Origin of the sequence: Corallococcus sp. 4LFB (assembly GCF_046520365.1) — a bacterium.
Lineage (GTDB): Bacteria > Myxococcota > Myxococcia > Myxococcales > Myxococcaceae > Corallococcus > Corallococcus caeni.
In genome coordinates, this window is record NZ_JBKGHJ010000237.1 from 1 (window position 1) to 12,886 (window position 12,886).

At 71.4% G+C, this 12,886-nt stretch carries 3 protein-coding genes; all 3 read right to left on the bottom strand.

Annotated features, from left to right (window positions below):
• A partial coding sequence (locus tag ACLEQD_RS23775) for an SDR family NAD(P)-dependent oxidoreductase (RefSeq protein ID WP_410386986.1) occupies positions 1-4,717 on the bottom strand: 4,717 nt, incomplete at its 3' end.
• Between the two features lie 3 nt (positions 4,718-4,720).
• The gene (locus tag ACLEQD_RS23780; protein WP_410386988.1) at positions 4,721-10,843 is read right to left on the bottom strand and encodes a beta-ketoacyl synthase N-terminal-like domain-containing protein; all 6,123 of its coding nucleotides are present in this window, start codon (positions 10,841-10,843) and stop codon (positions 4,721-4,723) included.
• On the bottom strand, positions 10,836-12,886 hold a 2,051-nt coding region (locus tag ACLEQD_RS23785; protein ID WP_410386990.1), incomplete at its 5' end, for a methyltransferase. The genes ACLEQD_RS23780 and ACLEQD_RS23785, both read right to left, overlap by 8 nt.

A 12,886-nucleotide genomic window follows, 5' to 3' on the forward strand; every position in this document is an offset into this window, starting at 1 on the left:
GGCGCCCCTGCCTCAGCGCCACGTCCGCGCCCTTCCCGTCCCCTTCCTCTCCCACCACGCCTTCCACCCACTGGCTGCGCGCAACGTCCTCCGTCCCTACGTCCACGTAGCTCACGCGGAGCGCTGGGTACTCGTTCGCCACCGCCTTCGCGAAGCCCTGCACGCTCGCGCCCCAGGGACGCGGGCTCTCTCCCTCCACCACCCGGTGCGCTCCCACCGTCACCACCCTCAACTCCAATGGCTTGAGCGCCCAGCCGTGCGCGCTCAGCGCCTTCACCAGGCTGAAGAGGGCCACCACGCCCCGCTCCTGGCTGGCTTCCAGCGCGGCTTCGTCCTCCACGCTGGCCGCGGGCTTCGCGTCCGCGCCTCCCAGGAAGTACAGCCGCGTGAGGGCTCCGGCCTCTTGCAGCCACTCCTGCGCTGCGGTTTCGTCATGCCGGTTCCACTCCCACTGGCCCGGGCCGTGCCGGTGCGTGCGCTCCGACAGCCTCACCCGCACCACGCCCTCCGCCGCGTGCGCTTGCGCCAGGGCCTCTTCCAATTCAGCGCTGCCTTCGTGTCCCACCAGCACCACGCGCGCGCCCGATACGTGGCCTGGAGCCCGCGTCTCCTCCGTCATTGCGCTGCCTTCGTGGCTTACCTGCACCACTCGCGCGCCCGATACGTGGCCAGGAGTCCGCGTCACTTTCAGCTCGGCGCTGTTTGCATGGCTCTCCAACACCGCTCGCTCGCCCGACACGTGGCCTGAAGTCCGCGTCTCTTCCGGACTGGCGCTGCGTTCCTGCCGCACCGCTGACACGTCTCTCTGCGTGGCTGGAGCCGGCTCCCACTTCGGTACGTACAGGAGCGCTTCGGCCTTGGCTGGAACTTCCGACGCCGTCTCCCGCCACTCGCGCAGCGCGACTTCCTTCAGCTCGACGCAGGGTTCGCCATCGCGGTCCAACAGCGTGATGTCGTAGCGCAGCCCTCCCGATGACCGGACGTGGACATAGACCTCCGGTGGCACAGGGCCGCGCACCGCGACCTCTTCCACCGCGAAGGGCACCGCGAGGCCATCGCTCGCCCTCAGCCCCAGGATGCTCTGCAACGCTCCATCCAGCACGCCGGGGGGCAACGCCCAGCGGCCCCAGGCCTCTTGCTGCGCGGCGCTGGCTTCCAGGCGTGCGAGGACCTCTTCCTCGTTGCTCCACAGCTCACGCACAGTCTGGAAGCCTTCTCCGTAGCGCAGGCCCAGGGCCTCGAAGCGCGCGTACACCTCGCCTGCTTCGAGGTGACGGACGCAACGGCCACGCACCTCGTCCAGCGTCACCGCCGCGTCGTCGCTCTCAGCCGAGTCACTGGCCAGGACTTCACCGCTCGCGTGCGTCGTCCACTCGGCGTCCCCGGGCTGCTGGCTTCGGACCTCGAACTCCATCCGGTCCGCTTCGTCCTTGCGGAGCGTCAGCCGCACCTCGCGCCCTGCCCCGTCCACGACCAGCGGCTGTGACCAGCGCACCCGCCGCAGCGTGTACTTCCCGGGGCCCAGCGCCTGACGCGCCGCCGCGGTGGCCATCTCCAGGTAGGCCACTCCCGGCAACATGGCGCGGCCTCGGACCTGGTGCTCCGCCACCACCCAGGCGGAGTCCGACAGGCGCTGCTGGAAGACCAGCCCGCTGCCCAGGCTCGCCTCCGGCTTCAACCGCCCGAGCAGCGGATGCGGCCCCACCAGGCCTCCCTCCATCGCGGCGGCCTCCACCCAGTGCCGCTCGCGCGCGAAGGGATACGTGGGCAGCGACACGCGCCGGCAGGCCTCGTGCCCCGGCAGGCGCCAATCGATTGCCGCGCCCTCCACCCAGGCCTCCGCGAGGCTCGACAGTCGTCCTCGCTGCTGCCAGCCCTCCAGCAGGCGCCGCGCGTCCTCGTCCGAGCTCAGCAGCGCGGACTTGCGGCCCGCGCCCCGATACAGCCCGTCCGCTGCACGCCCCTCCAGGAAGGCCTCCAGCTTCGTGAGCAGCGCCGCCTTGCTGTCGGCCACGATGGCCAGGCGCTCCTCCATCGGCTCGCGTCCGACCTGGAGCGTGAAGGCCACGTCGCAGGGACGGACGCCTTCCGGCTCCATGCGCTCGCGCACGTAGCGGGCCAGTCGCTCCGCGGCCTCCCGCAGCCGGTCCGGTCCCTTCGCGGACAGCGGGAACAACCACGGGCCTTCCGGCGCCTGCGCCCCGGGCTTCTCCTCGCGGAACTCCTCCAGCACCACGTGGGCGTTCGCGCCTCCCGCGCCGAAGGAGCTGATGGCCGCCCTTCTCGGGCCGTGTTCCTTCACAGGCCACGGGGCCAGTTCCTTCTGCACGACGAGGGGCGCGTCCGCGAAGCGGATGTTCGGATTCGCGGGCTCCGAATGGAGCGAGGGCACGAGCTGCCCGTGCTTCAACTGCAACAGGACCTTCGTCACCCCTGCGATACCCGCCGCCGCCTCCAGGTGGCCGATGTTCGACTTCACGGAGCCCATGGGCACGCGCCCCTGATCCGCCGAGGGTGCTCCGAAAGCGCGCGTCAGCCCGGTGACTTCGATGGGGTCCCCGAGCGACGTCCCCGTGCCGTGCGCCTCCAGGTAGCCCAGCTCCCGCGCGTCGACCTTCGCGCGCCGCAGCGCCTCGGCGATGACGTCGCCCTGGGCGTTCGGGTTGGGCACCGTGTAGCCGTTCGTCTTGCCGCCGTGGTTGAGCGCCGAGCCCTTCACCAGCGCGTACACCCGGTCCCCGTCCGCGAGCGCCTTGCGCAGGGGCTTGAGCAGCACCGCACCCACGCCCTCGCCGGGCACGTAGCCGTCACCCCCTGCTCCGAACGACCGGCACCGTCCGTCGCTGGAGGCGAAGCGGCCCTGGCTCAGCAGCGTGTACTTGTGCGGATGGATGGACAGGTTCACGCCGCCCGCCACCGCCACGTCGCACTCGCCTGAGCGCAGCGACTGGCAGGCCAGGTGGATCGCCGTGAGCGACGACGAACAGGCCGTGTCCACCGCCAGGCTGGGGCCCTGGAAGTTGAAGAAGTAGGAGATGCGATTGGCGATGGACCAGTGCCCTGACTGCGCCCGCGAGGCCTGGCCCCGGAGCGCGGCCTCCACGCCCAGCCATTCGTATTGGCCGTACATCACTCCGACGAACACGCCCGTCCTGGGCGCCTTGGGCGCCAGGGTGCGCCGCGTGTAGCCCGCGTCCTCGAACAGCGACCAGACCGTCTGCAGGAAGAGGCGCTCCTGCGGATCCATCCCTTCCGCTTCCCGCGTGGAGATGTTGAAGAAGAGCGCGTCGAACGCCGCCACGTCCGACAGGAAGCCGCCCCACTTCGAGTAGCTCCGGCCCTCCGCGTCCCTGTCCGCGTCGAAATAGGGCGGGTACTCCCAGCGCCCCAGCGGGATCTCCGTGATGCAGTCGCGCCCCGCCTTCAGGTTGTCCCAGAAGGCCCAGAGGTCGTCCGCCATCGGATAGCGCCCGCTCACGCCCACGATGGCGATGGCATCCTCCATCGGGTCCGCGCGCTCCCACGCGGCCGGGCCGACATCGTGTCTGGCCTCCTGCACCGGCGCGCGGGCTTCCAGCACCGGGGCCGCCGGGGTCCGCGCCTCCGTGACGGCGGCGCCCACCAGCTCCTGCATCCGGGGGCCGTGCTGACGGACGAAGTACTCGGCCAGCTCGCGCGTGGTCTGGTACTCGAACAGCAGCGTCCGGGAGATGTCACCGAAGTGCTGCTGCAACGCCGTGTTGACGCCGACGATGACCAGGGAGTCCACGCCGTAGCGCTCGAGCGGCTCGGTCGGATCCAGCTGTTCGATGGGGACCTTCGTCTCCCGCGCGATCAGCGTCTTCAGGAAGGACTCGGTGCGCGCCAGCAGGTCACTGGCTCCGGCGCCAGACTCCGGCTCCGCGGGTGCCCGCGGTGCGGGGGCTTCCGCGCCGGGCAGCCCGAGGGTGCGGCCTGCCTTCTGCCGGTCTCCTTCCACGACCACGAACTGGGACAGCGGCGAAGCCAGCCCGTCCATGAACGCCTGGAGGCCCGTGGCGGTGTCGATGGGGTTCAGCCCCATGACCTGCGTCATGTACTTCTCGGACGCGGCGTCCAGCGTCATGCCGCCCTCGCGCCAGAACGGCCAGTTGAGCGACAGCGTCCTGCCGGTGCGCTCGCCCCGGGCGCGGAGCCGTTCACGCCGCTCCGCGAACCGGTCCAGGAAGGCGTTCGCGTATGCGTAGTCCGCCTGCCCCACGTTGCCGATGACCGCCGACAGCGACGAGAAGAGGACGAAGAAGTCCAGCGGCTCGTCCTTCAGCGCCTCGTCGAGCGCCATCACGCCCTGCACCTTGGGCGCGAGCACGGCGCGCATGTCCTCGCGGGTCTTCTTGATCAGCAGCGCGTCGCGCAGCACGCCCGCGGAGTGGATGAGGCCGTGCAGGGGCCCGAACCGGGCCTTCGCCCGCTGGACGAGGTCCTGGACCTGGGCCCGGTCCGACACATCCGCGCGGAGGTACTCCGCCTCACCGCCCAGGCTTCGCAGGCGCTCCAGCAGCTCCGCCGTGCGCGCATCCGGGGCGGAGCGGCCCACGAGCACCAGCCGCGCATGGACCTGCTTCGCCAGGAACCCGGCGAACAACCGGCCAATGCCCGCGGCTCCGCCAGTGATGACATACGTCCCTCGTTCACGGAGCAGGGACTGCTGCGAGACACCGTTGCTCGTCACCGACATGGCTCAGCGCTTCTCCCGCAGCACGCCCAGGCTGCTCACGTAACGACGCCCTTCCCGGTACTGGATCTCCACGTCCTGCCCATCCACGCTGCCCAGCTCCCGCAGGAGCACCGCCAGACTCCGCGCGGCGGTCAGCGACGGACGCTCGGCGTCCGCGAGCTCCACGCTCCGGAGCGCGAGGGCGGGGCTCTCCATCCTCGCGGTGCGCAGCAGCCCCGCCACGGCGGCGTGGAGCGGTTCGCTGCCATCCCGCCCGGAGGCGTGGGCATGCAGGAGCTGGATCCGCTGCTTCGGCTTGCGGCTCGCCAATGCCCGGCAGAGCGACGCCACCGAGTAGAAGCCGAGGAGCAACTGCTGCTCCAGGTCCTCCGCGTCCGTGCCCACGGGGGGCTCGGACCAGAGGTGGAGGAGCCGCCCCGGGAGCCGTCCTTCGCCCAGCGCGTCCAGCAGCCGGTCGAAGTCCTCCTCACGTCCTGGCGCCACCGTGAAGACGTCCCGCCCGATGCGCTCGAACCGCTCGCCGGGCCGCACGAAGAGGACCTCCGTGCCGTCCACGCTCAGGGCTTCCAGGTGCGTCCTCACCCGGTCCACCGAGGCCGCATCCGGACCGAAGACGAGCAGCGGTCCCCTCGTGTCCGGGGCGGCTTCGGGCGTCTGCGCGTGTGACAGCTCCCATCGCCGCTCGCAGTAGAACGGCGCCGCGGGCCGCGTGAGGCCCCGCTCCAGCGGCTTGACGGACAGGCCTCGCAGTCGCGCGACATGACGGCCTTCCAGGTCGAGGACCTGGAGGTGGAAGGTCCGGAGGCCGTCGGCGGGCGGCGCGGCCACCTCCTCGGCGCGGACGTAGCAGTCGGGGGGCAGCGGGCCGAACAGCTCCAGCTCCTCCAGCGTCACGGGCACGTAGACGGACGCTCCGGGCCGGAGCAGGCCCGCGAGCGACTGGAACGCGCCATCCATCAGCGCAGGGTGCAGCACGAAGTCCTGGCGGTGCTCCCTCAACGAGTCGGGCAGGCGCAGCCGCGCGATGGACTCGTGCTCACCGCACGCGAGCTCCTCGATGACTCGCAGACTGGGGCCGTAGTCAGAGCCGGACTGGCGGAGGGCCTCGTACCATGCGGTCCCGGGCTTCCGGTCAGGGCACCTGCTCAGCACCGAAGCGACGTCGATGGGCGCGGGTGCCGCACGGTGTGTGCCGAGGAGCAACCGGCCTCGGGCGTGCTCGCGCGCGCCCTCCCCGTCCATGGCGACCTCGAAGTCCAGGCCGTCCTCTCCGCCACCGAAGCGCAGTGAGACCTCTCGCGGTGCGTTGACCACCACCGGTCTGCGCCAGCTCACCTGGCGCAGGCCGCGCACGGTCGCCGTGCCCAGCAGCTCGACAGCCGCCGCTCGCGCCAGCTCCAGCGACACCGCTCCCGGCAGCAGCCGCTGGCCCTGGATGACGTGGTCGCGCACGAAGAACTCTTCTCCCGACAGCTTGTGGGTGAAGCGCGTTCCCTCAGCGCTGGCGGCGCGCGTTCCCAGCACGGCAGGCGGGGCGTGGGGGGTTCCGGCTTCGGCCCAGTAGCGGGTGCGGGCGAAGGGATAGGTCGGCAGGGGCACCCTTCGCGGTGGGGCCTCCGCGTACCAGCGGGACCAGTCCACTTCGGAGCCCAGGGCCCAGGCTTCGGCCAGGGGCGCGGCGTGGTGGTGTTTCAGGGGGTCTTCCAGGGCCGGGGCTTCCGCCTTCGCGCCCAGGGCCTTCAGTGCCTCCGCGCTTCGCTTCCGGTGGCCCTGGTACAGCCGGCCCGGCAGCGCCTGTCCGCGCAGGTAGGCGTCCAGCCCTTCGCGGGCCTCGCTCGCGTTCGAGGCCACGAGCGCCAGCCGCTCGTCGTGGGCATCCCTTCCCACCTGCAGCGTGTAGAGCACCGACGCGAAGTCGTCCGGGGTGAGGACTTCGGACCTGACCGCTGACACGGCCTGCGGACGCTTCCGGGCGATGCGTTCGACGAGCGCACCCAGTCCTTCCACGCCCACGAACTCCGAAGGCAGCAGGGAGACGTCCCACTTCTCCTCGATGCGCTCCACCAGCCTTCCGATGACGTTGCGCTGGAGCAGCGCGCCGAGGATGGAGTCGTCCGCGAGGACCTCCGCCGCGTCCACGCCCAGCAACTCCGCGCACAGCGCCGCCACGTCCTCCCGCAGACCTTCGGAAGACGCACCGGCCCGATGCGCCGCCGAGCGTCCCAGCGCGTCGCGCAGCAGCGTCGCGTAGGCCCGCAGCCGCTCCGGATCCCTCGCCGAGAGGACGAGCACGCCGGGTTCGTCCCGTCGCGCGGGTTCACGCTGGGGCGGCGGCAGGTACTCCTCCAGGACGACGTGCGCGTTCACGCCGCCGTAGCCGAACGAGTTCACCCCCGCGCGCCGGGGCACGACGTTCCCCTTCGCGTCGCGCAGGCGCGGCCAGGGACGGGCTTCCCGGTTCAGGTAGAAGGGGCTGCCTTCCAGCTGGATGCGCGGGTTCACGTCGCGCACGTGGAGGGTGGCCGGGAGGACGCCGTGCCGGAGGGAGAGCAGCACCTTCACCAGGCTGGCCATGCCCGAGGCGGGCTCCAGGTGGCCGATGTTCGTCTTCACCGAGCCGAGTCCGCAGTGCGGCTGCGTCGCGGGCGGATGCTCCCAGCGCCGGTACAGCTCCGCGAACGCCTTCTTCAGCGCGTTGAGCTCGATGGGGTCTCCCAGCGCCGTCCCCGTGCCCATCGCTTCGACGTAGGTGACGGTCGCGGGATCGACCCGCGCCTCGGTGTAGGCCTCGACCATGGCCTCCGCCTGGGCCACGGGGTTCGGCGCGGTCAGGGACGTGGAACGGCCGCCGTGGTTGATGGCGACGCCACGGATGAGGCCGTGGATGGTGTCGCCGTCCTTGCGCGCCTGCCGCAGCGGCTTGAGCACCACCACCGCGACGCCCTCTCCTCGCACGTAGCCGTTGGCGCTCGCGTCGAAGGTCTTGGAGCGTCCATCCGGGCTCAGCAGTCCGCCCTTGTCCGCGATGACGAACAGGTCCGGGTCGAGCATCACGTGGACCCCGCCCACCAGGGCCTGATCACATTCGCCTCGCCGCAGGGCCTGCACCGCGCGATGCAGCGCGACGAGGGCGCTGGAGCAGGCCGTGTCCACCGCTTCGCTCGGGCCACGCAGGTTGAGCAGGTACGACAGGCGGTTGGGCAGGATGGAGCGCGACGAGCCCGTCACCGACTGCGGCACGACGGGTGAGCCCTGGCGCGCGAGCACGCTCGGGTAGTCCGTGGCGGCCATGCCCACGAAGACGCCGGTCCTGGAGCCCCACAGCTCCGAGGTGCGGTGGCCGGAGTCCTCGATGGCCTTCCAGGCGGTCTCCAGGAAGAGGCGCTGCTGCGGATCCATGACCTCGGCCTCCTTGGGGGAGATGCCGAAGAACAGGGCGTCGAACCGGTCCACGCCGTCAATGAAGCCGCCCCACTTCACGCGCGTCTTCCCGGACTCCTTCGCGGGGTCGCCGAACCAGGCACGCCAGTCCCAGCGCTCGGCGGGGACCTCCGTCACCAGGTCATCGCCCGCGAGGAGGTGCTCCCAGAACGCGTCCACCTCCGGGGATTGTGGGAACCGGCCCGCCATCCCGACGATGGCGATGGGCTCATCCGCCGGCGCTTCGGTGGGCACCGGAGCCACGTCCGCGGCTTCGGCATCACGCGTAGGCTCAGCGCTGGCTTCCGCGAGGTCCGCCTGACGCTCGGGGAGCGTGTCACCGCGCAGGGCGGACTCCGGCAGCAGGCCGTGGAGGTGATCCGCGAACGACAGCAGCGTCGGGTGTTCGAAGAAGACGGTCGCGTCGAGCTCAACGCCGTAGACCCTCTTCAGGGTACCCACCAACTCCGTGAACAGGATGGAGTCGAAGCCGAAGACGCTCAGCGGCTTGCGCAGGTCCAGCTCACGCGGATCCAGCTTGAGGACCTCCGCCGCGAGCCGCGCCAGGTCCTTGCGCAAGCGCTCCCGTGAGTCGTCCTCCCGGGATGTGGCAGCGGGTGGAGTCGTCGCGGCGAGCACAGGCGCCGCGCTGCGCTCCGTCACGGGCTTCCCTGCGCTGGCGATGGGGCCACCCGGTGGACTTCCCGGCGTCGGCGAGACGGAATGCGCGGGACTGCCCGTCGTCGGTGACGGATGCGGGCCGGGCAGGCCGTAGCGCTCGCCCTCGAACGGGTACGTGGGCAGGGACACGCGACGGCGTCCTCCACCGTGATGGAGCGTCTCCCAGGGCAGCGCATAGCCCTGGAGGTAGAGGTCCTTCAGCGCGAGGAGCCCGCTGCGGCAGGCGGTCTCCGCGTCCGGCGCCAGCGCTGCGGTCTCCGCGAGCAGCGCCTCTCCGCGCGACTGCCGCGCGGCATCCCACGGCACCGGATTCGACTCCAGGTTGGCCGAGCCCGCTCCCTCCACCGCCTCGCCCCGGAGGACGGCCTGGAGCTGGGCCTTCAACTCGGAGGCATCGCGCGCGACCAGGGCGCAGCGGACGGGGAAGTGGCTGCGGCCCACCTGCAAGGTGTACGTGACGTCCTCGAGCGAGCGCTCCGACAACCCCTCCGGCAACCACGCCAGGAAGCGCTCCAGCACCCGGCGCAGGCCGGAGTCCGTCTTCGCGGAGAAGAGGGCCAGGTGGACGGGCCACGGTCGGCCGTCCTTGCGCGCCGGGGCCTCCTCCAGCACCAGGTGCGCGTTGGTGCCGCTGAAGCCGAACGAGCTGATCGCCGCGCGCCGGAGCCGGCCTGCCTCCGCGGGCCAGTCTCGCGTCTCCGTGGGGACGTAGAACGGCGTCTGCGCGAAGTCGATGTGCCGGTTCGGCTTGTGGAAGTGCAGCGAGCGCGGGATGCGGCGGTGCTTCAGGCACAGCGCCGTCTTGATCACCCCGGCCACCCCCGCCGCCGCGATGGAGTGACCGATGTTCGTCTTCACCGCGCCGATGGCGCAGAACTGCTTGCGGTCCGTGAACCGCGAGAACGCGGCGCTGAGCGCCTGGATCTCGATGGGGTCCCCCAGCTTCGTCCCCGTGCCGTGGGCCTCCACGTAGCCCAGGGTCCCCGGGTCGATGCCGAAGCGCGTGTAGACCCCCGTCTCCAGCGCGAGCTGCGAAGGCGCGCTGGGCGCGGTGATGCCGTTGGTCTTCCCGTCCTGGTTGATGCCCGTGGCCTTGATGACCGCGTGGATGCTGTCGCCGTCCGCCAGCGCGTCCTCCAGCGGCTTGAGCACGACGACGCCCACGCCCTCCGCGGGGACGAAGCCGTTGGCCTCGTCGTCGAAGGTCTTGCAGCGCCCGTCCGTGGAGAGCATCCCCATCTTCGACGCCAGCACGTGCACGTCCGGCGTCATGAAGAGGGACACGCCCGCCGCCAGCGCCATGCGGACCGTGCCGCTCCAGAGGCTCTCGCAGGCCAGGTGGATGGCCACCAGCGACGCGGAGCAGGCGGTGTCCACCGTGAGGGCGGGGCCGCGCAGGTTCAGGAAGTACGCGATGCGGGCCGCGAGGATGGCGCCGGAGATGCCGCCCAGGGCGTAGCCCTCGGGCACCAGGTCGCGCTCGGCCATCGCCAGCCGGTAGTCGCTCCAGCCGAAGCCGACGTAGACGCCGCAGGAGCGCTCCGCCAGCGCCGTGTCCGAGTAGCCCGCGTCCTCCAGCGCCCGCCACGCCTCCTGGAGGAACAGCCGCTGCTGCGGATCCATGAGCTGCGCTTCGCGCGGAGAGATGCCGAAGAACTCCCGGTCGAACCGGTCCACGTCCGACAGGAAGCCGCCCCGGTTGCACGTGCTGCGGCCGGGCACGCGCGGATCCGGATCATAGAAGGCGTCGCCGTCCCAGCGGTCCTTCGGGATGGACGTGACCGAGTCCCGGCCTTCCAGCAGGTTCTCCCAGTACCGCTCGACGTCCGGAGCGCCGGGGAACTGGCCCGACATGCCGATGATGGCGATGTCGCGCGAGCCGGCCCCGCCGTGCGCCGCGACGGGGGCGACAGGCCGGGGGCCAGGCGCGGTCTCCTTGAGCAGGCGCATCGCCTCCTCACGCGACAGCTCCCTGCGCGCCACCTTCTCCAGGATGTCCCTGCGACGGAGGGCTTCCCTATCCATGTCTGCGCTCCAGGAAGTCATCGACCTCGTCGATGGACACGTCGCCCGACTCGAGCGCCGCGAGCATCGAGAGCATTTCGTCCTCGCCATTCACGGGGGCCCGTGAGGGCGTGCTCCCGCGCAGCTCCAGGATGTGTCGGGCGAGCTGCCGGACGGAGCCGTAGTTGAACAGGTCCGTGCTGCGCAGCGCGACGGACAGGGCCCGGTTGAGCTTGTCCGACAGGTCCACCGCGAGGATGGAGTCCACCCCCAGCTCCGCGAAGGGCAGCTCCGGCAGCAGCTCGTGCTCCGGGATGCGCAGCACCACCGCGGCCACCTGGATGATCTCCCGCTCCACCTGCCGGCGCTGCTCCTCGCTGGAGCCCGTCACGCGAGGCGTGGCGGCCGGAGGCTTCGGCACGGGCGCCGGTTCCGGACGCGGCGGCGCGGGAGGCTTCGCGGGGGCGGACACCACGGGAGCCGGCGGCTGCGCGGACACCATGGCGGGAGCGCCCACGCACCCGTCGCTGACCCCGATCATCACGTGCTGGGCAAGGCCGTGCCCCAGCCCGCCGGGCTGTCCGCAGGCCACGAGCGGCCGGAAGCCCGTGTCCTGGAGCGCCGCGCTCCAACCCGGGATGCTCAGGAGGGGCGCGTCGGGGAGCCGGTCCGCCACGTCCTCGAAGAGCCACCAGCCCTTGAGGAAGCCGAACGTCAGCGTCGTGTACTCGGGGACATCCGTGAGCTCGCTGATGGCGAGCCAGCCGTGGTGCTTCATCAGCACCTTCACCTGCTCCAGCGTCCTGCGGATGTTCTTCGTCGCGTGGAGCACGTTGGTCCCCATCACGAGGTCGAAGGAGCCCGGCACCAGGCCCTGGGCCTCCGGGCGCTTCTCCACGTCGAGCACCTGGAAGGTGGCGAAGGGATACGCGGCGCCGAACTGCTTGCGGGCCGCGTTGACGAAGCCCAGGCCCACGTCGGTGAAGACGAACTCCACCGCGCCGACGTCCTTGAGCGCCTCCAGCACGAACGCCGTGGTGCTCCCCGTGCCGGCGCCCACCTCCAGGATGCGGACGGGCTCCTGGCTCCCGGAGCGGCGGCGCTCCTCCACGAACCAGCGGCACATGATGGCCACCAGTCGGTTGAAATAGTCCGCGAGCGGGTGGCCCCGGTAGTAGGCCTCCACGAGCGCGCTGGAGGAGTCCGGGAACAGCACCTCCGTCGGCAGCAGCTCCCCGCGCAACACCTCATGGGCCCGGGACAGCGTCGCCCACATCAGGTCCAGGTGCGGCTTGAACTCCGGATGCGTGACGAGCAGGTGCTCCCGCCAGGCCTCCAGCTCGCGCGCATCCGGTGACGTCTCCGCGCGGGGCGTGACGCGGATGAAGGTGCCACGGCGCTCCACGAAGCCGCCGCGCTCCAGCACGCCCAGCATCGCCTGCCAGAGGCGCGCGTGGTCCTCCACCACGCCCACCTGCCGCGCCCGTGTCTGGGCGTCCCACTCCTCGCCCGCGTGCACCACGGCGCCCAGGCGCTTGAGCGCGCCCAGCAGCATCGCGCGGCCCCAGGCCTCCACCTGGGCATAGGCGTCCTCGACACCGGGCAGCCGGCCACCGGCCTGCTGTTCCCAGACCGGCGCCGACTGGAGCGCGCGGGCTTCGAGGCCAGGGGTCGCCGGTGCGTACACCTCCACGCTCCGGCTGAAGTCCACGCCCAGCCGCTCCAGCAGCGGGCGCGTGCCCTTGAAGATCATCATCTGCGGCGCCGCCCCCGCGAGCACCGCCTCCATGCCCTCCATGCCCTCGTGGGCTTCCATGGGCAGGATGCCCTGGTTCTCCAGCCGCCTGCGCAGGCCCTCGTCGGCCACGAGGCCCAGGCTTCCCCAGGAGCCCCAGTTCAGCGCGAACGCGGGCACGTTCTTCACCTCGCGCAGCCACGCCGCGTAGGCGTCCTGGAACGTGCAGCCCGCCGAGTAGTTCGACGCGCCCACGTTGCCCCAGAACGACTGTCCCGAGGAGAAGAAGACCGCGCACTCCAGCGGCTCTCCCTCCAGCGCCGCGTGCA